This is a genomic window from Neisseria sp. HMSC31F04 (genome assembly GCF_001807735.1).
GTDB classification, from domain to species: domain Bacteria; phylum Pseudomonadota; class Gammaproteobacteria; order Burkholderiales; family Neisseriaceae; genus Neisseria; species Neisseria elongata.
On sequence record NZ_KV790823.1, the window covers coordinates 148,487 to 171,215 of the forward strand.

At 58.8% G+C, this 22,729-nt stretch carries 19 protein-coding genes, 1 tRNA gene, 1 pseudogene and 1 riboswitch; of the genes and pseudogenes, 13 read left to right on the top strand and 8 right to left on the bottom strand.

All coding sequences use genetic code 11. From position 1 onward, the window contains the following. Window positions 1-265: 265 nt before the first annotated feature. Both HMPREF3107_RS09305 and HMPREF3107_RS09310 read left to right on the top strand, forming a co-directional pair. Complete coding sequence (locus tag HMPREF3107_RS09305) at window positions 266-1,795, top strand: ABC transporter permease (protein ID WP_070455062.1); 1,530 nt, start codon at window positions 266-268, stop codon at window positions 1,793-1,795. Between the two features lie 265 nt (window positions 1,796-2,060). After that, window positions 2,061-3,070 (top strand): annotated as a pseudogene (locus tag HMPREF3107_RS09310) (peptidase U32 family protein). Window positions 3,071-3,346: 276 nt separating this feature from the next. Here HMPREF3107_RS09310 and HMPREF3107_RS09315 read toward each other — a convergent pair. Continuing rightward, window positions 3,347-4,216: an acyl-CoA thioester hydrolase/BAAT C-terminal domain-containing protein gene (locus HMPREF3107_RS09315; RefSeq protein WP_070455063.1), complete on the bottom strand. Its 870-nt coding sequence runs from the start codon at window positions 4,214-4,216 to the stop codon at window positions 3,347-3,349. Between the two features lie 93 nt (window positions 4,217-4,309). Between HMPREF3107_RS09315 and HMPREF3107_RS09320 the strand changes: the two genes are divergently transcribed. From HMPREF3107_RS09320 to HMPREF3107_RS09335, 4 genes are read left to right on the top strand one after another with little or no spacing between them, the layout of a single operon-like run. Next, entirely contained in the window at window positions 4,310-4,642 is a 333-nt protein-coding gene (locus HMPREF3107_RS09320) for a hypothetical protein (protein WP_070455064.1), read from the top strand. Between the two features lie 11 nt (window positions 4,643-4,653). Further along, a complete protein-coding gene (locus HMPREF3107_RS09325) occupies window positions 4,654-4,920 on the top strand; it encodes a hypothetical protein (RefSeq protein ID WP_070455065.1) in 267 nt (88 codons plus the stop codon). 26 nt (window positions 4,921-4,946) lie between these two features. Further along, window positions 4,947-5,867 carry a U32 family peptidase gene (locus tag HMPREF3107_RS09330; protein ID WP_070455066.1) on the top strand — a complete coding sequence of 307 codons (921 nt, stop codon included), beginning with the start codon at window positions 4,947-4,949 and terminating at the stop codon, window positions 5,865-5,867. An 11-nt stretch (window positions 5,868-5,878) separates the two neighbouring features. Beyond that, on the top strand, window positions 5,879-6,325 hold the full coding sequence (locus tag HMPREF3107_RS09335) for a ubiquinone anaerobic biosynthesis accessory factor UbiT (RefSeq protein WP_049251848.1): 447 nt from the start codon (window positions 5,879-5,881) through the stop codon (window positions 6,323-6,325). 188 nt (window positions 6,326-6,513) lie between these two features. On the opposite strand, the gene HMPREF3107_RS09340 is transcribed toward HMPREF3107_RS09335, so the two are convergent. The 4 genes from HMPREF3107_RS09340 to thiC all read right to left on the bottom strand — a co-directional run bounded on the left by HMPREF3107_RS09340 (window position 6,514) and on the right by thiC (window position 11,070). Continuing rightward, a complete protein-coding gene (locus HMPREF3107_RS09340) occupies window positions 6,514-6,807 on the bottom strand; it encodes a helix-turn-helix domain-containing protein (RefSeq protein ID WP_070455067.1) in 294 nt (97 codons plus the stop codon). Between the two features lie 410 nt (window positions 6,808-7,217). Then, window positions 7,218-7,994 (bottom strand): type I methionyl aminopeptidase, encoded by a 777-nt coding sequence (map, locus tag HMPREF3107_RS09345; RefSeq protein WP_070455068.1) that lies wholly within the window; start codon window positions 7,992-7,994, stop codon window positions 7,218-7,220. 104 nt (window positions 7,995-8,098) lie between these two features. Continuing rightward, window positions 8,099-8,923 (bottom strand): GNAT family N-acetyltransferase, encoded by an 825-nt coding sequence (locus tag HMPREF3107_RS09350; RefSeq protein ID WP_070455069.1) that lies wholly within the window; start codon window positions 8,921-8,923, stop codon window positions 8,099-8,101. Window positions 8,924-9,168: 245 nt separating this feature from the next. Continuing rightward, window positions 9,169-11,070 carry a phosphomethylpyrimidine synthase ThiC gene (thiC, locus tag HMPREF3107_RS09355; protein WP_070455070.1) on the bottom strand — a complete coding sequence of 634 codons (1,902 nt, stop codon included), beginning with the start codon at window positions 11,068-11,070 and terminating at the stop codon, window positions 9,169-9,171. A gap of 92 nt (window positions 11,071-11,162) precedes the next feature. After that, window positions 11,163-11,262: riboswitch (TPP riboswitch) on the bottom strand. 81 nt (window positions 11,263-11,343) lie between these two features. On the opposite strand from thiC, the gene HMPREF3107_RS09360 reads away from it, so the two are divergent. Then, a tRNA-Met gene (locus tag HMPREF3107_RS09360) sits at window positions 11,344-11,420 on the top strand. A 187-nt stretch (window positions 11,421-11,607) separates the two neighbouring features. Then, window positions 11,608-12,492, top strand: coding sequence for a chorismate mutase (locus HMPREF3107_RS09365; RefSeq protein WP_070455071.1), 885 nt, complete (start codon window positions 11,608-11,610; stop codon window positions 12,490-12,492). Between the two features lie 170 nt (window positions 12,493-12,662). Here the strand turns inward: HMPREF3107_RS09365 and HMPREF3107_RS09370 are convergent, their stop codons facing one another. Continuing rightward, entirely contained in the window at window positions 12,663-13,292 is a 630-nt protein-coding gene (locus HMPREF3107_RS09370; protein WP_003769582.1) for an alpha/beta fold hydrolase, read from the bottom strand. Here HMPREF3107_RS09370 and HMPREF3107_RS09375 point away from each other — a divergent pair. Further along, a complete protein-coding gene (locus HMPREF3107_RS09375; protein WP_070455072.1) occupies window positions 13,291-13,494 on the top strand; it encodes a hypothetical protein in 204 nt (67 codons plus the stop codon). The two genes, HMPREF3107_RS09370 and HMPREF3107_RS09375, sit on opposite strands and share 2 nt — an antisense overlap. Here HMPREF3107_RS09375 and parE read toward each other — a convergent pair. Continuing rightward, a complete protein-coding gene (gene parE / locus HMPREF3107_RS09380) occupies window positions 13,491-15,473 on the bottom strand; it encodes a DNA topoisomerase IV subunit B (RefSeq protein WP_070455073.1) in 1,983 nt (660 codons plus the stop codon). The genes HMPREF3107_RS09375 and parE overlap by 4 nt on opposite strands. Before the next feature lie 202 nt (window positions 15,474-15,675). Here parE and HMPREF3107_RS09385 point away from each other — a divergent pair, with 202 nt between their 5' ends. Then, a complete protein-coding gene (locus HMPREF3107_RS09385; protein WP_070455074.1) occupies window positions 15,676-17,805 on the top strand; it encodes an AsmA family protein in 2,130 nt (709 codons plus the stop codon). Window positions 17,806-17,863: 58 nt separating this feature from the next. Here HMPREF3107_RS09385 and HMPREF3107_RS12710 read toward each other — a convergent pair whose 3' ends face one another. Then, a complete protein-coding gene (locus HMPREF3107_RS12710) occupies window positions 17,864-17,995 on the bottom strand; it encodes a hypothetical protein (RefSeq protein ID WP_256364800.1) in 132 nt (43 codons plus the stop codon). Between the two features lie 144 nt (window positions 17,996-18,139). On the opposite strand from HMPREF3107_RS12710, the gene tilS reads away from it, so the two are divergent. The 3 genes from tilS (at window position 18,140) to HMPREF3107_RS09400 (ending at window position 22,677) form a co-directional block, all read left to right on the top strand. Then, window positions 18,140-19,441 carry a tRNA lysidine(34) synthetase TilS gene (gene tilS, locus HMPREF3107_RS09390; protein ID WP_083284667.1) on the top strand — a complete coding sequence of 434 codons (1,302 nt, stop codon included), beginning with the start codon at window positions 18,140-18,142 and terminating at the stop codon, window positions 19,439-19,441. A 139-nt stretch (window positions 19,442-19,580) separates the two neighbouring features. After that, window positions 19,581-20,390 carry a serine O-acetyltransferase gene (gene cysE / locus HMPREF3107_RS09395; protein WP_070455089.1) on the top strand — a complete coding sequence of 270 codons (810 nt, stop codon included), beginning with the start codon at window positions 19,581-19,583 and terminating at the stop codon, window positions 20,388-20,390. Between the two features lie 250 nt (window positions 20,391-20,640). Further along, on the top strand, window positions 20,641-22,677 hold the full coding sequence (locus HMPREF3107_RS09400; protein WP_083284668.1) for a hypothetical protein: 2,037 nt from the start codon (window positions 20,641-20,643) through the stop codon (window positions 22,675-22,677). Window positions 22,678-22,729 lie beyond the last annotated feature (52 nt).

Below are 22,729 nucleotides of genomic sequence, written 5' to 3' on the forward strand. Positions count from 1 at the left end.
GTCCTGATTTAAATTTAATCCACTATATTATTCCTGTTTGGAAAAATTAACGGTAATGCCGCATCCGTTTGAATTTCATTGAAAACCTGTCGTCATCCGAACCCAATCCCCATTCGCGCGGCAAAAGCGGCAGGACGGCAGTGTTCAATTCCGACCCGATTCGGCAGGCCGTCTGAAACGCGGAAAACGGGTTTTCAGACGGCCTTTTCCCTCCGGCCGCCGATACCCGCTACAATGCTGTCTTTTCCACTTCAATCTCCAGCCTATGCGCCGCCTGTTTTCCATCCTGCCGCTCGCCCTGCTTCCCATCGGATTCCTTGCCGTGATGGTTGCCGCCCCCTTGTGGGCGTTGGCCGACTACGGCGGCGGTTTGGATTGGGAAGGCGTGCTGGCGGATGCTTATCTGCGCGGCAAAATCGCGTGGACGGCGGCGCAGGCGGCGGTTACCTGCGTGCTGGCGGTGTTGTTGGGCCTGCCTGTCGCCTGGGCCTTGGCACGGCTGGATTTTCGCGGGCGCGGCTGGGTGCTGCGTCTGTTGATGCTGCCATTCGTGATGCCGACCTTGGTGGCGGGCATGGGCGTTTTGGCCTTGTTCGGCGCGCGCGGCCTGCTGCTGTCGGGCTGGCAGGACACGCCTTACCTGCTGTTGTACGGCAATGTGTTTTTCAACCTGCCCGTGCTGGTACGCGCGGCCTATCAGGGTTTGCGTTCCGTCCCCGCCGCCCGGCTTTTGGCGGCGCAGACGCTGGGCGCGGACGCATGGCGGCGGTTTTGGCTGGTGGAAATGCCGGTGCTGCTGCCGTGGCTGGCCGGCGGGGCGTGCCTGGGGTTTTTGTACTGCTTTTCCGGCTTCGGGCTGGCCTTGCTGTTGGGTGGAACGGAATACGGCACGGTGGAAGTGGAGATTTACCAACTGGTTACGATGGAGTTGGACATCGCGCGCGCGGGCGTGCTGGTGTGGCTGGTGTTGGGGATAACCGCGCTGGCGGGCGCGGCCTATGCTTGGTTGAGCCGCAGCACCGCAGGCGGCGGACGCATTGCGCCGTTGCCGCCCGCCAAAGCCGACAGCGCGGGCAAACGGCTGCTGTTGGCTTTTGCACTCGCCGTCCTGCTGTTGTTTTGCGCCCTGCCTTTGGCGGCGGTGTTGGTGCAGGCGGCACAGGCTGGCGGGTCGTGGCAGGTGTTGTGGGAGGAAGAAACGCGGTTGGCGGCGTGGAACACCCTACGGTTCACCACAACGGCGGTGGCGGCCGCATTGGCATTGGGCATCAGTCATGCGGCACTGGCGCGTCGGCTGCCGTGGATACGCGGCATCACGTTCCTGCCGTTTATGGTGTCGCCCGTTTGCGTGGCCTTCGGCATCCTGCTGCTTTACCCCGAATGGACGGCTTCGCTGCCGCTTTTGACCGCGACATACGCGCTGTTGGCCTATCCGTTCGTAACCAAAGACCTGCTGGCCGCATGGGACGCGCTGCCGCCGCAATATGCCGCCGCCGCCCGCAGCATGGGCGCAAACCGTTTTCAGACGGCCTGTTACGTTACCGCCCCGCTGCTGCTGCCCGCCATGCGGCGCGGCCTGACGCTGGCCGCCGCCACCTGCATCGGCGAATTTGCCGCCACCCTGTTTTTGTCGCGCCCCGAATGGCTCACGCTCACCACCCTGATTTATCAATATCTCGGCACCGCCGGCGCGGAAAACCACGACCGCGCGATGGTGCTGACCGCCGCCCTGATGATGCTCGCCGCCGCCGTTTTCGTGCTGCTTGATGCGGCGGAACGCGAAAAGGCCGTCTGAAAACGCAAAATCCCTGTACAACCTATCGCCTGGCGGCAAGCATCCCGTAAATTTTCAGACGGCCTCAAAATGCGGTATCGGCTTTCCAATCGGCCGTTTTCATCTTTGACGGCTTTATCATAGAATTTAACAAACATATCGATTGTTTGATTTAAATCAGCATATCTAGTATTCCCACCCCTTAAAATCGGCAAAATTTTACTAAATATAGATTTTGCCGTTGGATTCAGTTTGCAAAGCGGCGAAAACGCAAAGGAACCGCCGCATGAAAAACATCCCCGAACTCGTCTGCCCCGCCGGCAATCTGCCCGCCCTGAAAACCGCCGTGGACAACGGCGCGGACACGGTTTACATGGGGCTGAAAGACGCGACCAACGCGCGCAATTTCCCCGGCCTGAATTTCGACCAAAAATCCATCATCGAAGGCATACGCTACGCCCACGACCGCGGGCGACAGGTGCTGATGGCCATCAACACCTACGCGCAGGCCGGGCAGGTGGAACGCTGGCGGCGCGCGGTGGACACCGCAGCCGATTTGGGTGCGGACGCGGTGATTGTGGCCGACCCCGCTGTGATGGCCTACGCCTGCGAAAAACATCCGAACCTGCGGCTGCACACATGTCGGTGCAGGGTTCGGCCACCAATTACGAAGCCATCAATCTAATGAAGGACTTGTTCGGCATCCGCCGCGCCGTGCTGCCACGCGTGCTGACGATAGACCAAGTGCAGCATGTGATTGAAAACACGGATGTGGAGATTGAAGTGTTCGGCTTCGGCAGCCTGTGCGTGATGGTGGAAGGCCGCTGCATCCTATCGAGCTACGCCACGGGCGAATCGCCGAATATGCAGGGCGTGTGCTCGCCCGCCAAGGCCGTGCGCTGGGAGCAGCTGCCCGACAAAATGAATGTGCGGCTCAACCAGGTGATGATCGACCAGTTCAACAAAGACGAACCGGCAGGTTATCCGACCTTGTGTAAAGGCCGTTTTGAGGTGAACGACGAAACGTATTACGCGCTGGAAGAGCCGACCAGCCTGAACGTGCTGGAAGTGCTGCCGCAGCTCATCAAAATCGGCGTGGCGGCGGTGAAGGTGGAAGGCCGCCAGCGCAGCCCGATGTACACCGCGCAGGTTACGCGCACGCTGCGGCAGGCTTTGGATGCGGCCGCAGCCGACCCCGCGCATTACCGCGTAACCCCCGCATGGGATGCGGCTTTGGGCAAGGTGTCCGAAGGCAGCCAAAGCACGCTGGGCGCATATAACCGGCCTTGGAAGTAGTTTCAGACGGCCTCAAGACCGTCTGAAAGGCTACCTGAAAAAGCAGCCTTAGGTCAGATTCTCGAATCCGGCACTTCGATCAATATAAATGTCGGATACAAGTATCCGACTTACGGGCTGCTACGGTGCGATGACCGCTTCCGCCGACAAAGGTTCGATGCGGATGCGAGCCAAATCGAACGCTGATTGGGTTTGGCGGCGTGAATAAATTTCAAGCAGCCCGAAGGCCGTCTGAAAAGTGCAGGCTGCTTTGAAGGCTTTCAGACGGCCTTTGCCCTATTGCCAGCCGTGGAAAAAGTCAAGCGCCTGCGCCAGCGCGTCGCGGGCGGCGGCCATGTAGTCCTGCGGGTAACGGCGGGCGTTGGCAAACAGTTTGTGCCAGCGGCTTTCCACCGGAAACAGGTAATGCCCCGCGCGGTGGTAGGTGCGTTCGATGACGGGATACTGGAAGCCGCCGTCTTCCAAACGGCGGACGATGCGCCGCGCGGCTTCGTATGAAGGCCACATGGTGTCGTCTTCGGCGGAAAGCAGCAGCACCGCGCCTTGGATGTTTTCCACTCGGATGCGTGTTTCCTCCGCTGCACCGACCGCATCGCGGTAGCAGGAGCGCAGGCAAAGGCTGCGGGTTTTCACGCAATCCCGCAATACGCGCAGGCGGTTCATGTGGAGCGGGCAATATGGCAGGTCGGACCCCCGCCAGGTGAAGGCGGAACAGTCAAGCAGCTTCCTGTGCGGCGCGGTTTGCAAACCCTGCACGCACACGTCCAGCGGGCTGACGGCGGCCACGCGGCTAATGTCGGGAATCAGGGAGGCAGCCAGCAGGGCCAGTTGCGCACCCATGGAAATACCCCACACGCCGGTTTGGCAAAAACCCATTTCCTGCGCCTGCCGCACGGCGGTTTCCACCGTTTCCACGGCAATTTGCGCCAGCCCCTGCGCCAGGTGCGGCTGCCCCCAGTAAGGCACGGCCAGCGCAGTCAGACCGTTTTCGGCGAACACGGCGGCATAGGTTTGCGTGAGCGCGTAACTGCCGTCGCTGCCGCCGAGCATGATGACGATGCGGTCGGAAGGCGGCGCGTACCGGCCGCGGTACAGCGCGGCGGTCAGGCCGTCTGAAGCGTAAGACAATATCCGGTCGGGCTGCATGGCTTGCTCCTAAAAACAAAGCGTTAAAGTTAAAGCATTGTCCCACCGTTTTGCGGTAGGGGCTACCTGAAAAACAGTGCGAAAAATAAGAGCATGAAAAAACACATCGAAGACCTGTGCAACGCCCTATACAAACGCGACCTGACCGTGGCTGCCGAAGAAGACACTCCCACCTTCCCCGCCGTATGGACGCTTGCGCACCCTTATTTCACGTTGCCGCTGACCATTGCCTTCCACAACGTCTACGACACCGGCCTCGTGCCGCTGTATGCCAGCTTCGGCTGCTACCTAATGGAAAAGCCCGAAATATCGCTGTATTTCACCAAAACCAACCGCCATTCGTGGCAGCGCGATTTGGCCGCTTTTATCGAAACACTGATGCAATATATCTACGCCACCGAAACCGAGCACAATAAGGCCGTCTGAAAAGGAATCCTATGCACATCACCTTCCCGGAATGGTTTGATGACCTGGCCGAATTTGAAGCCGAGAACAAAGGTTGCCTGTTGGATTTTCCATTGCGTATCAACGGGCAGGATTTTGTTTTTACCTTCTACGATTTGTGCCGCCTTAATCAAACCCGTGCGGATGAATCCGCCGCCGATTTTTTAGAAGACGAAGCCGTCGTTGTATTGCAGGCCGTAAACCGGAAAAACATTGCCCGCTTTGCCAAACGATTTTCAGGTAGCCTCCAGGCCGTCTGAAAAGACAGAAAAACAAAGGAACACCCATGAAACTCTCCCTCGCCCCCATCCAATTTTTCTGGCAGAAAGAAACCCTGCTCGAATTCTACGTCCAAATGCTCGACAGCCCGCTCGGCACCATCTATCTGGGCGAAACCGTCTGCTCACGCCGCCAGAAAATGCGTTTCGACGACTGGTTCGGCCTCGCCCAAGACCTCGCCGACAGCGGCAAGGAAATCATCCTTTCCTCCCAAGTGCTGCTCGAAAGCGAATCCGACCTCAAACGCCTGCGCAAAATCGCAGGCCAAACCCAATTCAAAATCGAAGCCAACGACATGGGTGCGGTCAAACTCGCCCGCGAACACGGCATCCCCTTCGTGGCCGGAGCCAGTCTTAATATCTACAACGAAGCCACCCTGCAACTCTTCCAAAGCCTCGGCGCATACCGCTGGGTCGCCCCCGCCGAACTCGCCCGCGACAAAGTAGCCGACATCGCCCGCCTTTCAGACGGCCTCGAAACTGAAATCTTCGCCTGGGGCAAAATCCCCTTGGCCTATTCGTCCCGCTGCTTCACCGCGCGGCACTACAACCTAAATAAAGACAGCTGCGAATTCCGCTGCCTCGACCACGAACACGGCCTCACCATGAACACCCGCGAAGGCCAGCCGTTCCTCACCATCAACGGCATACAAACCATGTCCTACGGCAGCCAATGCCTGCTGCCGCACCACGCCGACATGGCCGCCATCGGCGTAAACATCCTGCGCCTCTCGCCCCAGCTCACCGACATGCCGCGCATCATCGAACTGCACCGCGCCGTGCTCGACGGCCAAACCACCCTGGACGAAGCCCTGCCCGAACTCGCCCGCCTGTCCACCGGCACGCCCGTGGACGGCTACTGGCTGGGCAAACCCGGCATCGAAGCCGTGAAAGCCCACCGCAAAGCCTACGGCACCAACGCCGCCTGAAAGGAAACCATATGCCCCTGCCCGACATCACCCTGCCGCAATGGTGCGCCCAAATCGGCCGCCGCCTGCCAGCCTTACCGCCGCGTTTCGCGCTGGTTAAAACCCTCAACCTCATGCTCAAGCGCGGCCTCTTGCCCGCCGATATGAGCCTGTTTGACGGCCGCACCTTCGAAATCGACGTGCTCGACGCGGGCATCACCGTGCGCTTCACCGCCGACGGTGAACGCTTCCTCGACCATCGCTTCGAAGGCACACCCGATTTGCGGCTGGCCGCCAACGGCGTGGATTTCTTGCGCATGATGCTGCGCGAAGAAGACCCGGACACCCTGTTTTTCAAACGCAAACTGCAAATCGAAGGCGACACCGAATTGGGGCTGATTACCAAAAACCTGCTCGACAGCGTGGAATGGCCGTTTGCCGAACAGTTGGTGAAATGGCAGGAGAAGGGGATACTTTGAATGTTGGAAAGATAAAGAGGCCGTCTGAAAGCCACAGTTTTAACAAATTTGAAAACTGCTTTTCAGACGGCCTCTTTGTGTCTATGGCGGATTTTTGCGGTTTGGTATTGAAATCAGGTCGGTTTGAAAGCGGTATAAAAAATCCCAAGCGGTGGGTTCGCCTGGGACTGTTTTAATGAGTCTTGGAATTACGGGTTTTCCGTTTTTTCCAGCTGTTTGAGTAAGCGGTGGTAGGTTTCCGCTTCCTGTTCTTTCAATAAGCGCAGGACGGACAGTTCTTTACCGTTAACCTTTTCCAAATCAACTCTCTCGATGTGAACCAAACGCAGTAATTCGCGCACAGGCTTGGGCATGTTACGTCCTGATTCGTAACGGGATCCGCCTGATTGCGTAACGCCGATTTTGTTCCAAAATTCGTTTTGGTTTAAACCGAGTTTTTTCCGAATTTCGCGGATATTGGTGATTTGTGGAAATGAGGACATTTTTACATCTCCTTCTGATGGTAACAATGCCGCTTTCTTGTTGTGCTAATCAATGCTTAGGAACAGCAAGTGCGCATTGGCTTCTGTTTCTAACTACTGGGGTTATTATAAGTGGCTGCATCGCAATCTTAAAACCGTACTTTCAATAACTTAACTTAAATTAGGGAAAGTTTTTATTCTGTGGGAGAAAAAACACTTTCCCCAATACTTCTTTGCAGATGTTAAGAAATTATTAAGTAAGGCTTAAGCTGACTGAATGTAACCTCTAAGTTATTACAGTATAAAGGGTAGTAGAGGAAAATAAAAGGTAATTTTTATAAATAAACGGTATTTTGCCGAGCAAGTTGGAAAGAGATGCCTGCTAGACTTTGTTTTATTTACAGCTATTTATTTGTCTTACTTTTATGTCATTAAGGCTTTTGTGTTGCAGGGCTGACGGTCAGGATTTCATAACCGGTGTCGGTTACTAAAACTTCGTGTTCCCATTGGGCGGAGAGGGAGCGGTCTTTGGTTACCACCGTCCAGCCGTCGGGTAGGATTTTCAGATGGCGTTTGCCTTGGTTGATCATGGGCTCGATGGTGAAAATCATGCCGGGTTCGAGTTTCAGGCCTTGGCCTTTGCGGCCGTAGTGCAGAACTTGAGGTTCGCAGTGGAAGGCGCGGCCGATGCCGTGGCCGCAAAATTCCTGCACGACGGAATAGCCTGCGTTTTCGGCAACCTGCTGGCAGGCATAGCCCACATCGCCCAGTGTCGCGCCGGGTTTGACGGCTTCGATGCCCGCCATCATGGCGGCGTGGGTGGTGTCTATCAGGCGTTGGGCGATGGGGGAGACTTTGCCGACGGCAAACATGCGGCTGGAGTCGCCGTGGAAGCCGTCTTTTTTGATGGTGAGGTCGATATTGACGATGTCGCCTTCTTTGAGGGGTTTGTCGTCGGGGATGCCGTGGCAGATGACGTGGTTGACGGATGTGCAGCAGGATTTGGGATAGGGCGGGTTGCCGTAGTTCAACGGGGCGGGATAGCCGCCTTGAACGTTGACGTGATAATCGTAAACGAGTTTGTCTATTTCGTTGGTGGTGATGCCGGGTTTGACGAATTGGCCGATGTAGTCGAGGGCTTCGGCGACGAGGCGGCCCAGTTCGCGCATTTTTTCGATTTCTTCGGGGGTGTGGATGATGACTGCCATGGTTTTGTATGTGTGTTGATTGGAATGGCGGTTATTATAACGCGAAACGGAAAGGCCGTCTGAAAGCGTATGGCGTGCTTTCAGACGGCCTCTTTTTTCAGGGTTTATCTGCGGAAGCGTTCGGTTTTGCAGACGAAGTGGTGGGCGTTGATTTCGAAACCGTGTTTGAGGTACATGCGATGGGCATCGGCGCGTTCGCTGCCGACTGAGACATGGGTGTGGATTTGGGCGATATTTTCCGATTCGGCAATATCCACTACGGCTTGCAGCAGGTGGGTACAGTAGCCGCGTCCGCGTGTCTGCGGCACGGTAACAAGGTCGTCTATGACGATGTGGCGGCCGAAGGCGAGGGTGGTGGGGATGCGGAAGCCGCATACGGCAACGGCGTTGTTTTTGCCTTCTTCGAAGATGCCCAGCAGTCGGTAGCCGGCGGCGCGCTGTTCGTTGTTGACTTGTGCGGCGAAGCGGGCGACGTCGTTCAACGTCGGGCGCAGGATGCTGAGGGCGGCGAAGGCGGCGGTGGTTTCTTCGGGCGGGATTTCGCGGAGTTTGAACGGCTGCCCCTCCGGTTTTTGCGGTGCCGCTGACGGCTCCGGCTGCGGGGGTGGTGCTTCTGCCGGTTGGGACTGTTCGTCGGCCAGTTCGCGCAGCATGGCTTCGTCGAGCACGCGCAGGTCGTTGTCGGCGGCGAAGTCCATCAGGAAGCGGAACATCGGCGGGTTGATGGTTTCCAATTGTTTGCCGACGGCCACGCTGCGGATTTTGCCGATAAGCAGCGGGCGTACCCATTGGTGGTAGGAGAGGCGGTTGCCTTTGTCGAACGATGAGAGGATGCCGCAAAGCCGTTCCGCCCAGTCGCTCGGACGGAAGGTTTTGCCGTTGCTTGTGGTGCCGTAGATGACGATTTCGTCCGGATTCGGGGTAAACATTTTCAACTCTTTTTTCTTTTTGACAGACTGTGTGCGGATTATACCGCAGGATGCGGGTCGGCGTGGTATAGGCCGTCTGAAAGTGAGGGGCGGAAGGTATTTAAAATCATCCGAACCCGATAATTCGGGTAGGTTTGTTTCTATTCGGGCAACGTATGGTTATGGCTTTGGGTGGGGTGAAGGCGGGAAAGGCCGTCTGAAAGCCGATTTTGCTTTTTCAGACGGCCTTTTTGCCTGCTTGGCGGTCAGCTGTAAATCTCAGCCCCTTTCTTCACAAACTCAACCGCTTTTTCCTCCATGCCCTGCTGCTGGGCTTTTTGCTTGTCGGCGTAGTCGCGCACTTCCTGCGTGATTTTCATCGAGCAGAATTTGGGGCCGCACATCGAGCAGAAGTGGGCGATTTTCGCGCCTTCGGCGGGCAGGGTTTCGTCGTGGAAACTTTCGGCGCGTTCGGGGTCGAGGCTGAGGCGGAATTGGTCGCGCCAGCGGAACTCGAAACGCGCCTTGCTCAGGGCGTTGTCTCGCAACTGCGCGCCCGGCCAGCCTTTGGCGAGATCGGCGGCGTGGGCGGCGAGTTTGTAGGTGATGATGCCGGTGCGCACGTCTTCTTTGTCGGGCAGGCCGAGATGCTCTTTCGGGGTAACGTAGCAGAGCATGGCTGTGCCGTACCAGCCGATGTTGGTCGCGCCTATGCCAGAGGTGATGTGGTCGTAGCCGGGGGCGATGTCGGTAACGAGCGGGCCGAGTGTGTAGAAAGGCGCTTCAAAGCAGTGTTGCAGCTCTTCGGTCATGTTTTCTTTGACGCGTTGCAGCGGGACATGGCCGGGGCCTTCGATCATGACTTGTACGTCGTGTTTCCACGCTTTGGCGGTCAATTCGCCCAAGGTGTGCAGTTCGGCGAATTGGGATTCGTCGTTGGCATCGGCAATGCAGCCGGGGCGCAGGCCGTCGCCGAGGCTGAACGATACGTCGTAGGCTTTCATGATTTCGCAGATTTCGTCGAAATGCGTGTAGAGGAAGTTTTCCTGATGGTGGGCGAGGCACCATTTCGCCATGATAGAGCCGCCGCGCGATACGATGCCGGTGAGGCGGTTGGCGGTCATCGGCACATAACGCAGCAATACGCCTGCGTGTATGGTGAAATAGTCCACGCCTTGTTCCGCCTGCTCGATTAAGGTGTCGCGGAACAAATCCCAAGTCAAATCTTCGGCAATGCCGCCGGTTTTTTCCAAAGCCTGATAGATGGGCACCGTGCCGATGGGGACGGGCGCGTTGCGGATAATCCATTCGCGCGTCTCGTGGATGTGCGCGCCGGTGGACAAATCCATAATCGTGTCCGCGCCCCAACGCAGCGACCACACCATTTTTTCGACTTCTTCGGTCAGGCTGGAAGTTACGGCGGAATTGCCCAAATTGCCGTTGATTTTGACGCGGAAGTTGCGGCCGATAATCATCGGTTCGAGTTCGGGGTGGTTGATGTTGGCGGGGATAATCGCGCGTCCGGCGGCGATTTCTTGGCGCACGAATTCGGGTGTGATTTGGTCGGGATGGGTCGGGATGTTCGCGCCGAAACTTTGCCCTGCGTGCTGTTTCAAGAGCTTGGCGTATTCGGGTCGTCTGAAAAGTTCGTCCAGCTTCATGCGTTCGCGTATGGCGACGAATTCCATTTCGGGCGTGATGATGCCTTGGCGGGCATAATGGAGCTGGGTTACGTTGCTGCCGCTTTTCGCGCGGCGCGGGCGGGTGATTTGGTTGAAACGCAGATGGGCGGTTTGCGGGTCGTGTGCGCGTTCGATACCGTATTCGCTGGAGAGCTTGGGCAGGATTTCGGTATCGCCGCGTTCGTCCAGCCATGCGGTGCGGATGTGCGGCAAACCTTGTTTCAGGTCTATGTGTGCCGCCGGATCGCCGTACACACCGCTGGTGTCATAGACGGGAATCGGCGGGTTGGCTTCCGTGCCTTGCGCCGTGTAGGTGTCGTCCTGACGGATTTCGCGCAAAGGTACGCGGATGTCGTCGCGGCTGCCTTGCAGATACACGCGTTCCGAGTTCGGATATTTGAAGCGGATGCCGATGTCTTCGCTCAAGTCGGCAAGCTCGCGCGCTTCGTTGCCGGAAGTTTTAGCAGTTTTCTTTGGCGTAGTCATAAAAAATGCTCCTGTTTTCTCGTTTGAAAAGAAGAAACAGGAGCGTTTTGCTTTTTCAGACGGCCTCAATATCAAAAAAGGCCGTCTGAAAGACAGAATCCGTGAAAACTCCCCACGCAGGTATTATCCCGATCGGGTGTAAAGGGTATTTCTCAGCCGCCTGAACATCAGGCAGCACCCCTGTTTCGTTAAGGCGGACATTATAAACCACGAACGAAATGCAAAGAAAGGCTTGACATGTTTCCGCCGCGCCTGTATAGTTCGCCTTTCTGACGCGGGGTGGAGCAGCATGGTAGCTCGTCGGGCTCATAACCCGAAGGTCGTAGGTTCGAATCCTGCCCCCGCAACCAAATTCCAAATCCCTCAGCAAGTGCTGGGGGATTTTTGCGTATAGGCCGTCTGAAAGCAAACCCGGTTCTTCGGTTGTGCGGCAAACCTTATTTTCAGACGGCCTCTGTCCAATCGGGCGGTTTGTCGGATTTGTGCTACCATCGCCCGCACTTCCCTTTCGATACGGCAGACAACAGGAAACGGCAGATGATTATTATCATGCAGAAACAGGCCGCCGCTTCGTCGGTGGCGGCGGTGGTGGAATTTATCCGCAGCAAGGGTTTGCGCGAGCACATATCGCCGGGGGCGGAACGCACGATTATCGGCGCGGTGGGCGACGAGCGCGTGTTCCTGCCGCAGGAGTTGGAATCGCTGCCGCAGGTGGAGCGCGCCATCCGCGTGTTGGCCGACTGGCGCATCATCAGCCGCGAAACCAATCCCGAAGACAGCGTGATTACCGTGCGCGGCGTAGCTTTCGGCGGCGGCAGGATGTTGGGCATCGCCGTGTCGCCCGACGATTGCCGTGCCGACGCGCTGTACCTCGATCCGTTTTACCTGCCCGACAATCCTTATGCCGAATGCGGGATGCCGTCTGAAAAAGAACAAATCCGCCTGCTGCGGCAGACGTTGTCCGACAGCCATGCCGCCGGCCGGCCGGTTTTGGTGCGCATCCGCGACGTGCGCCAGATTCGGCAGGTGTTGGAAGCCGAGGCGGACATCCTTTACCTCGGCGGCGAGTTGATGACGAACAGGGTGTTGCAGGACGAAGTAGGCCGTCTGAATACGCCTGTGGTGTTGTGTAAAGACAAGCATCATTCTTATAACGAATGGCTGGTGGCGGCGGAACGCATCGCGCTGCGCGGCAACCATCAGATTATCCTCGGCGAAAGCGGCACGCTGAGTTTCGAGTCCGACCATCCGTACCGCCTCGATACGGAAGCCGTGGTGCGCGTGCGCCGTTTGAGCCATCTGCCCGTGTTGGCCAATATTACCCGCCTTTGGCACGGCGATATGCCGCAGGACGTGTTGTACCGACTGGCCGAAGCGGCGGGCGCGAATGCGGTGGTGCGGAGCGTGCCGCCGCCCGCTTGAACGGGAAGCAAATGGGAGAGGCCGTCTGAAAATGCAGTTCGACATGGCAAATCATTTTTTTGATTTGCTGTCGGCAAAACTGTGTTTTCAGACGGCCTTTTGTTTGGTTGTGCCGTTATGCGTCTGTTTGGAAAACGATTTTCACGCAAGACGGGGTTCGGGCTGCGGAATCAGCGGTCGAATTTGCCGTGCCGCAGGAAGGCGGCGGTTTGTCCGGCCACGCGTTTGTCGGTCAGCATCCCGGTGTGGGAGACGGGCAGCAGGATATGGTCGGCCATGCCGGGGAAGCGGGTTTCTTCCACCAATACCGTGCCGTCGTTTTCGCCTTGCAGTTTGAAGATGCGGCCGATGCCCAGCGGGGAGTTGCCCGCCAGGCTGCCGAGTTCGATGCCGGGCGGCAGGTCGGGCAGGTTGCCGTCGAGCATGTTGCGGTAGGCTCCGCCGAGCAGGGGTGTGCCCGCGCCCCAGTTGCGGATGGTTTCGGCCGTCGTGCTGCCCTGATGCGGCGTACCGAGGGTAACGATGCGGCCGCGCACCAAATCGGGGCGTGCGGCGGCAAAACGGCGCAATACCAATCCGCCGAGGCTGTGGCCGACGAAATGCAGGGGCTTTTGATGCCGTCTGAAAAAATCTTCCGCCGCCGCAGTCAGGGCGGCGCAGTGCTGTTCGGGTTTCTGCCAGATGCTGTAATAGCCGAAGGTTTGCACGGACAGGCCTTGCTGTTTCAGCAGGCGGGCAAACGGAAGCATGGTCCAGGCGTGCATGTGGATGCCGTGCAATAACAGGACGTGTTCGTTCATGGGTTTCCTCCGTATGGGCGGACGGTCGGACAGGCCGTCTGAAAAGGTGGCGGATTTTCCGCCTGTTTTGCTATCAGGAATAATCGAATGTAAACAGTACGGTGCGGCTGACGGGTTCGTACATCAGGATGATGGCGTCCGCATCGTCAAAGTGGTAGTTGTAACCGGTTTTCAGACGGCCTCTGATATGAAAACCGTTTAAATATCCAATTCCGCCGTATCACCTTCCCGCTCCATCCATGCGCGGCGGGCGGCGGCTTCGCCTTTTCCCATCAGTTTGACGAAGATGTCGCGTGTTTCGTCATCCGCGCCTTCGGGGATTTGCACCTGCAACAGGCGGCGGGTGTCGGGGTGCATGGTGGTGTCTTTGAGCTGGTCGGGGTTCATCTCGCCCAAGCCTTTGAAGCGGCTGATGGAATAGGCGGTTTCTTTGACGCCTTCTTTTTGCAGCCGCTCCAAGATGCTGTCAAGTTCGTTTTGGTCGAGGGCGTAGAATTTGCGGGCGGGTTTGCTTTTGCCTTGGGCGTTGACATCGACGCGGAACAGCGGCGGCTGGGCGACGTAGATGTGTCCGTCGGCGACCAGTTTCGGGAAGTGGCGGTAGAACAGGGTCAGCAGCAAAACTTGAATATGCGAGCCGTCCACGTCGGCATCGGACAGGATGGCGATTTTTCCGTAGCGCAGGCCGCTTAAATCGGGATGGTCGTTGATGCCGTGCGGATCGACGCCGATGGCGACGGAAATGTCGTGGATTTCGGCGTTGCCGAAGAGCTGGTCGGGGTGGACTTCAAAGCTGTTGAGCACTTTGCCGCGCAGGGGCAGGATGGCCTGTGTTGCTTTGTCGCGGGCGAGTTTGGCGGATCCGCCGGCGGAATCGCCTTCGACGAGGAAGAGTTCGTTTTCGCGGATGTCTTCGCTTTCGCAGTCGGTCAGTTTGCCGGGCAGGACGGCGACGCCGCTGCCTTTTTTCTTTTCGATTTTTTTAACCGAACGCATCCGCGCCTGCGCTTGACGGATGGCGAGTTCGGCGATTTTTTTGCCGAAGTCCACGTTTTGGTTCAGCCACAATTCCAAAGGGTCGCCCGATACGGCGACGACAAGTTTCAACGCGTCGCGGTTGGTCAGCTTGTCTTTGGTCTGGCCTTGGAACTGCGGATCGAGGACGCGGGCGGAGAGGACGAAGGCGGTTTTGCCGAACACGTCGTCGCTTTGCACTTTCACGCCGCGAGGTAGGAGGTTGTGCAGGTTGATGAAGTTGTTGACGGCGTTGAACACGGCTTGTTTCAAGCCCGCTTCGTGCGTGCCGCCCAGTGGGGTGGGGATGAGGTTGACGTAGCTTTCGTTGGCGCACGAGCCTTCTTCCAGCCAGGTCAGGGCAAAGGCGGCGCCTTCGCCGATGCTGAAATCGCCGTTGTGGTCGTCTGAAATGTAGTTTTCGCAGGAGAACAGCGGCACGGCTTCCTGCGCGTCGGCAATCAGGTCGGTCAGATAGCTTTTCAGGCCGTCGGGGTAGTGCCAGGTTTGGGTGTGCGCTTCGTCTTCACCTTTGACCGGGCGGGTCAGGGAAACGCGCACGCCCGGCAGCAGTACAGCTTTGGCGCGCAGCAGGCGTTCGAGTTCGGGAATGCTGTAATTCGGGCTTTCAAAATATTTGCCGTCCGGCCAAACGCGCACTTCGGTGCCGCTGTCTTTGACGGCGCATTTGCCCACTTCCGCCAACGGTTCGACCACATCGCCTCCGGCAAACACGATGCGGTGGATTTTGCCTTCGCGTTTGACGGTTACCTCAAGGCGGGTGGAGAGGGCGTTGGTGACGGATACGCCCACGCCGTGCAGGCCGCCTGAAAAAGCATACGCGCTGCCGCCGTCTTTTTTATTGAACTTGCCGCCCGCGTGCAGACGGGTAAACACGAGTTCGACCACGGGCACGCCTTCGACAGGATGCAGCCCGACGGGAATGCCGCGTCCGTTGTCGTGTACGGAAAGCGAACCGTCGTCGTGGATGCGCACGTCGATTTCAGTGGCGAAACCGCCCAACGCTTCGTCCGCCGCGTTGTCGATGACTTCTTGGCAGATGTGGGTCGGGCTGTCGGTGCGGGTGTACATGCCGGGACGTTCTTTGACCGGCTCCAAGCCTTTGAGGACGGTAATGCTGGATTCGCTGTATTGTGTTTTGCTCATGTGGAATACGGTTCGGATAACGGATTAAAAATTCTATGCGCATTTTAACATGAAGCGGAAAGCCGTTCCCCGACGGTGCTTCAGTGGCGGGTATGCCTGTAAAATCAGGTTAGAACGCCTTTCAGACGGCCTTTCAACCGTTCTTCCGCAATAGCAATCTGCTATACTGCGCGGCTGTTTTTCAACGGCGGTTAATTCGGATATGAGACGTTTGCAATCGGGTAAGTTTTGGCTGAAATGCCTGGTCGGCGGGGCAGTGTTGTCCGCGCTGGCCTTCGGCGCGCAATATGCCTTGCTGTCGTGGCTGTTTTCGCCGGAAAACGTGCGCCGTGCGGCAGAGGAGGCCGTGGCCGGAACGGGCCGCAAAATCCGTTACCGCCCCGAAATCAAAACATCCATCATCCCCCGTCCGACCGTTACCCTGAAGCAGGTGGAAATTACCCGCCCGGGCGGCGCGTCGGCGGAAATCAGCATCGAGGAAATGCGCGTCGGCCTGTCGTGGGCGAGCCTGTTCGGTACGCCGTCGGTCGAAAAATGGGTGTTCGTCCGCCCCGAACTGATGCTGAACCGCTCATCGGACGGCGGTTGGAACATCCGCGATTTGCTGCAAAAAGAAGGTTCGCTGCCGGTGGACCGCCTGATTGTCGAAGACGGCCGCCTGCTGCTGGACACGGGCGACAGCCGCCACACACTTGAAAACATCAACCTGAAAATCAACGGTGCCGACGAAAGCAAAACGACCGTCAAAGCGGAAGGCCGTCTGAAAACGCCGCTGTGGGCGGAAGAGGCGGAATGGAAGTTCGAAGGCACGGCCGCGCGCCTGGCGGACGGCTGGCAGATGCCCGATTTGGCCTTGAGCGGGCGCAGCAGTTACAAAGGCGACGAGACGAACTTCCTCATCGGCGGCAACGGCAGTTGGCGCACGGGCGGCATACAACTGAACAACGCGCGACTGAAAATCGACATCCCCGCGCGCAACCTGCACCTGAACGCCGAATCGCCGCAAATCAAAGCCGGAGAAACCCAATTTTCCGCCGCCGCCGCCAATGCCGTGCTGACGGCGCAATACGGCGGCGCACAATGGAACGGCACCATAACCGCCAAACGCCTCACCCTGCATCCCACCGTGGCCGCCGTTGAAAAACTCAGCATCAACGGCAGCCGCAAAACCGCGCTGACCCAAACCGCCTTCACACTCGACACTCCGCTGAACTGGCAGCGGCAGGGCGGCTGGGAAATGCCCGCCGTCAAACTCACCACCCGTCTGGACAACATCACCGGCAACCCGCGCCCGCGCCTGATAGGCGAATTGGCCGGAACATTCCGCTATCAAAACGGCGGCGGCTGGCAGGGACGGCTTACCGGCCGGCTCGACCGCCAGGCCGCTGAACTGGATGCCTCCTACACCGCGGCCGACCGCCCGAACAACCGTCCGGCCAAACTCACGGCCAACCTGCAATTGGACAAACTCGCCCTGTCGCCCTATCTGAAAGGACTGGCCGACACCTCCGTGCCCGCCTATCCGGCCTGGCTGCAAAAAGACGGCGCACCCGAAATCGAAGCCACCGTCCGCATCAAAACCCTGCAATCGCCCAACCTCGAAATCAACAACCTCACCACCCGCCTGCTGGCCGACCGCGAGCGCATCGTCCTGCCCGATTTCCGTGCCGAACTCTACAACGGCAGCATGGAGGGCGGCATCAGCATGGCCAACACCTCCCCGCCCACCTACCATCTCCAGCAATACGCCAAAAACATCAACATCCGCCCGCTGATGCAGGACCTGTTCCGTTACGGCAACATCAGCGGCGAGGGCGACGCGGAAATCGACCTCACCGCACAGGGTGCCGACCGTGCCGGCCTGACCAAAACCCTCTCCGGCCGCCTCCAGCTCAACCTGACCAAAGGCAACTGGCTGGGCATCAACCTCGACCAAGCCTTACAAAGCCTGCTGGGCAACAAACCGGTTAATACGGACGAGCGTTCCGCCACCCCGTTCCAACGCTTCAGCATGAGCAGCACCATCCGCAACGGCATCAGCAGCCACGAAAACGCCGAACTCGATTCCGACCGCCTGCATATCGTCCTCACCGGCAGCACCGACTTCAACAACATAACCCTGAACCAACGCCTGCTGCTCAGCCCCGCCGACGGCAAAGGCACGCCGATACCCCTCAACATCAGGGGCAAGGCGGACAATCCGTCCATCACCCTCGACTACAAAGGCCTGACCGAAGGACTGGAAACGGCGGAGGAAAAACAGCAGGCACTGACCCGCGCCATCCGCGAACAATGGCAGTGGCTCAACAGGCCGTCTGAAAACGGCAAATAAGGCAGGAAGGCGACATCCCGTCCCTGCAACAATGCCTTCTTTCCCTTTTCAGACGGCCTCACACCGCAAGCAGGCCGTCTGAAAAATACCGCATCCGGCAGGCCGCCTTTTCCGGAGACGCAATGCACGAATCGACAGCCGCTTCAAACCAAGCCCCCATACCGTCATGCCCGCTCAGGTAGGAATACATAGCTTTGGTTTTCCGGAACGGATTGAGAAGGCTGCCGACCCGACGACTCGGATTCCCGCCCGCGCGGGCATGAGAATGGCCGGTATTTCCTATATTTAATCCGCTATAAAAAACCATCCGGCAATACGCCGCCCCCTTGATTCCATGCACGATTTAAACGACTTTCCCGCCCAAACCCTGCCCGACGGCCTGCGCCATGCGCGCCATATCGAAGCCGCGCTTAGCGGCGGCCTCGACTCCGTCGTCCTGCTGCACCTGCTCTCGCGGCTGGCAGGCCGTCTGAACATCAAACTCACCGCCGTCCACGTCCACCACGGTTTGCAGGACGAAGCCGACGGTTGGCTTGAATTTTGCCGCGATTATTGCGGCCGCCTCGCCGTGCCGCTGCGCTGGCAAAAAGTCGATGTCGTTTCAGACGGCCTCGGTATCGAAGCCGCGGCACGGCAGGCGCGTTACCGCGTGTTCGGCGAAACCGAAGCCGACGTACTCGCCGCCGCCCATCATGCCGACGACCAAGTGGAAACCTTTATGCTCGCCGCCCTGCGCGGCGGCGGCCTGCGCGCCCTGTCGGCCATGCCCGCCGTGCGCCCGCTGAACCGCCGCACCCTGCTGTGGCGGCCGCTGCTGCCTTACGGCCGCGCCGAGCTGGAAGCCTATGCCGAACGGCACAAGCTGGCTTTCGTGTGCGACCCCAGCAACGAAAGCGGCGACTATCTGCGCAACTGGCTGCGCAACGACGGCCTGCCGCAATGGCGCGCCCGACTGCCGCAGTTGGATCAACACATCCTGTCCGGCATCGGGCTGTTGCAGGACGAATTGGCCGTGTTGGAAGAAACGGCGGCGGCGGACGAAGCGGCCGTGCAAGGCGGCGGGCTGTTCGATGCCGCCTGTTGGCGCACGCTGCCGCCTGCCCGCCGGAGACAGGTTTTGCGCCGCCTGCTGGCCGGACACGGCGTTTCGGCGGGCAAAGCCGCCCTGCACGACTTCGAGCGGATTTTGATGAACCTCGGGCAGGGCGGCGCGGAATGGAAGTTTCCGCAGCAAACCGTCCACGCCGCCGCAGGCCGTCTGTATTTCCTGCCGCCCGACTGGCAGGCGCAATGTCGTGCCGCGCCGCAGACAGGCCGTCTGAAAGAACTCGGCGGCGGCTGGCAGTTGCGCCGCGCCGCCTACGGCCTGCCCGATGCCGCACTGGAACAAACCGTCCGCATCCGCACCGCCGAAAGCGGCGACTTGTTGCACACGTCCGGCGGCCGGAAAAAGCCGAAACAGATATTGCAGGAAGCGGGCGTGCCGCCGTTTGCCCGCCCGCTGTGGCCGATTGTCGCCGATGCCGAAAACCGCTGCCTCGCCGTCGCCGGCATCCGTGCCGACAGCCGCATGGCGGTTGCAGACGGCCTGCTGCCCTGCTGGGAGCCGTTGATGCGGTTTGTGCCGCCCCGATGAGGCGGGTGTTTTTATTTTTATCCGCCATAAACGTAAAGGCCGTCTGAAACGGTATTTCCCGTTTTCAGACGGCCTTTTGCACATGGGTGCATACTTTCGGCTACAATCGCCGCTTTTACGCAACAGAGGCCGTCTGAAAATGGAAAATACCGATTTCAACCTGTGGCAGACCATACGCAACGAAGCCGAGCAGTCGGCGGCGGAAGAACCTATGCTGGCCAGCTTCCTCCACATGACCGTGCTGCGGCACGACAGTTTGGAGCGGGTGCTGGCCTTCCACCTGTCGAGCAAGCTGGCCAATCCGACCATGGACATGCGCACGCTGTATGAGCTATACCTGCACGCGCTGGAAAAAGAACCGTGTATCGGCGAAGCCGTCCGCGCCGACATCACCGCCTATTACGAACGCGACCCGGCCTGCGACCAATACTGCCTGCCGCTTTTGTATTTCAAAGGCTACCACGCCATTCAGGCGCACCGCATCAACCACTGTCTGTGGAAGGAAGGGCGCAAAACGCTGGCCTATTTCCTGCAAAACCGCGCTTCCGAAGTGTTCGGCGTCGATATCCATCCGGCCGCCCGTTTCGGGCAGGGGATTATGATTGACCACGGCACCGGCGTCGTCATCGGCGAAACCGCCGTTTTAGGCAACGACATTTCCATCCTTCACGGCGTAACCCTCGGCGGTTCGGGCAAAGAGGGCGGCGACCGCCATCCGAAAATCGGCGACGGCGTGATGATAGGTGCGAACGCCTCCGTGTTGGGCAACATCCGTGTGAACGAATGCGCGAAAATCGGCGCGGGCAGCGTGGTGGTGGCGGAAGTGCCCGCCTACAGCACCGTCGTCGGCGTGCCCGCCCGCGTGGTCGGCAACAAATCGCATGCCAAACCGGCGGAGGAAATGAATCAGAATTTTTATGAGGAAATGAATCAGGATTTCTATATCTGAACCTGTCCGTTCGGTAAGCGGTAAAACCTTGAGGCCGTCTGAAAACAAAACATCTCTGTTTTTCAGACGGCCTCCCTGCCGGCCCTAACTTTTTTAAAGTTTTGTCGGATTTTCTTGAAATTTTGAAAATATTTAAAAAAACGCACCGAGCCACTATAATTCCGCTGCCTTTACGGCATTCCGATCAAGCGACGGCGGAAACCCCGCCGCTTTCTTACAACCCAAATTTTATAACCTAAAAAGGGAAAACATGACTATGCAAAAACCATCTCCCGTACACCGCCTTTTAACCCTCGCCGCGCTGCTGGCCGCACTGCCTGCCGCCGCCGCACCGGACGTTACCGACCTCGGTACGTTGAAAAACGATAATTCGGGGGGTTCGCGAGCAAAGGCTATCAACAGCGACGGATCGCAAGTGTTTGGACATGCGTTCAACGACAATGGTGAAGAACGCGCCGTCGTTTGGTCGGGCAGCAACTGGGCCAACAAAACCGACCTCGGCACGCTGAAAGCCGATAACTCCGGGAATTCAGAGGCAAACGCCGTCAGCGGCGACGGCTTGGTGGTAGGTGGAACGGCGCGCAACGACAACGGCGAAGGACGTGGCATCATTTGGTCGGGCAGCAACTGGACCACCAAAACAGAACTCGGCACGCTGAAGGCGGACAATTCAGGGGGTGCGTCCGTAAGTGCCCTAAGCAGTGACGGATCGGTGGCGGTCGGAGGTGCGGACAACGACCGCTCCTCTCTGCTGCGTCCCATTGTCTGGTCGGGCAGCAATTGGGGCACCAAAACCGACCTCGGCACGTTGGACAGCTCTAATAGCCTCGATGGTATCGCATACGCTGTCAGCGACGACGGATCGATCGTGGTTGGCTCAGTCGGCTCCGACATCGCATACAGCCGCGCTATTGTTTGGTCGGGCAGCAACTGGGCCACCAAAACCGACCTCGGCACGCTCAAAAACGATAATACTGGGTTTTCAACTGCAAACGCCGTCAGCGGCGACGGCTCGCTGGTGTTCGGCTTTGCGGATAACGACAACGGCGAACAACATGCCACCGCCTGGTCGGGCAGCGGCTGGGCCGCCAAAACCGACCTCGGCACGCTGAAAAGCGATAATTCGGGAAATTCGTACGCACAGGCCGCCAGCGGCGACGGCTCGGTGGTCGGTGGATATGCGGAAAAGGATAACGGCGAAAGCCACGCCATCGTCTGGTCGGGCAGCGGCTGGACCACCAAAACCGATCTCGGCACGCTGAAAACCGACAATTCGGGGAATTCATTAGTATACGGTATCAGCGCCGACGGTAATTTTGCAGTCGGACAGGCAGACAACGACAATGGCGACTACCGCGCCGCCGTCTGGAACCTGCGCGGCGGCCGCGCGGCAGATACCGCCAACACCCGCGCCTCCCTGTCGCTGCTTTCCGCCGACACCGCCGCCATGCTGGCGCACCGCGCCCGCACCGCGCAAACCCTGCTGGACACCTGCCGCGCCGACGGCGGCAAATTCTGCTACAGCGCGGGCTATACGCATGACGTCGGCCACGGCGCGCGTTCGCGCGGCGCACGCTTCGCCTTCGGCTACGGCTTCACCGACAACTTCGATGCCGCCGTATCCCTGGCGGTTCCCGCCCGTGCCGAAGAAAACGGCAGCCACCGCCTGAAATCCGGCGTCGGCATCGGCCTGTCCGCACGCCTACATAACGGCGCGGGCTGGTATGCCGTACCCGCCGCCGCCTTCGAAACGGATAAAACCCGCATCCGCCGCCCCCATCTGGACGGCACGGAAAGCCCCGAGAACACCGTCCGCACCAAAGGCCGCGCATACAGCCTGACGGCCGGCCGCGACTACGGCACGTCCGGTGAAAAAACCTTAGGCTGGTACGCCGCGCTGCGCCGCACCGAAGTCGAACGCCCGTCTTATAGCGAAGACGCGAGCCTGTCCTTCCCGTTTGCCTACGGCGCGGCCAAGCTGAAGGAAACCTCATTGGCGGCAGGCATAAAAGGCCGCCTGCCCCTGACTGGCAAGCTGGCATGGTACGGCAATGCGGAAGTTGCACAGCGCGTGGGCGGCGGCAAAGCCCGCTTCACCGCCGAGGCTCCTTTCTTCGGCAAATATGAAACGGAGCGCGAAACCTCGCGTACCCGTCCGTCCGTACAGACCGGCGTAGACTACGCCTTCAGCCCCTCCGCCGTGCTGTCGCTGGGCGGCTATGTCGGCCGCAACGCCTTCTCCGGCACCGACAAAGGCATGTTCCTGAAGCTGAACGGCAAGTTCTAACCGTTGTAAGGCAATAAAAAAGGCCGAGACCTTTGCAAAATTCCCCAAAATC